1 protein-coding gene is annotated in these 407 nt (G+C 67.6%); it reads left to right on the top strand.

From position 1 onward, the window contains the following. Positions 1-70: 70 nt before the first annotated feature. Positions 71-407 (top strand): NUDIX hydrolase (locus V2J85_RS40925; protein ID WP_330824434.1); only part of this gene is annotated, 337 nt, incomplete at its 3' end.

Below are 407 nucleotides of genomic sequence, written 5' to 3'. Positions count from 1 at the left end.
GCAGTCCGTCCACGTCAACGGTGGCTGGCTGCTCCACTGAGAACGTCAACAGGCAAGGAGACCCAACGAAATGATCGAACGAGTCCGTGCCGTCCTCGTCACCCGCGACCACACGATGCTGGTCATCCGCCGCACCAGGCCCGGCGTCCCCGAGTACTGGGTCCTGCCCGGCGGCGGCGTCGAGCCCACCGATGAGTCACGCGAGGCCGCCCTCCACCGCGAGATCCACGAGGAGATCGCCGGAAAGGCCGACATCATCCGTCTGCTCCACACGATGGAGTCCGACGACGAGCGTCAGCTCTTCTACCTCGCCCGCATCGCGACCTGGTCCTTCGACGACCGCACCGGTCCCGAGTTCAGCGCCGAGGGCCGCGGGGAGTACGCGCTGGAGGAGATCCCGCTGACCC

Origin of the sequence: Streptomyces bugieae (assembly GCF_036352915.1) — a bacterium.
Taxonomy (GTDB): Bacteria; Actinomycetota; Actinomycetes; order Streptomycetales; family Streptomycetaceae; genus Streptomyces; species Streptomyces endophytica.
Note: the sequence above shows the minus strand (reverse complement) of the source record. Positions and strands in the feature narration are given on the sequence as shown.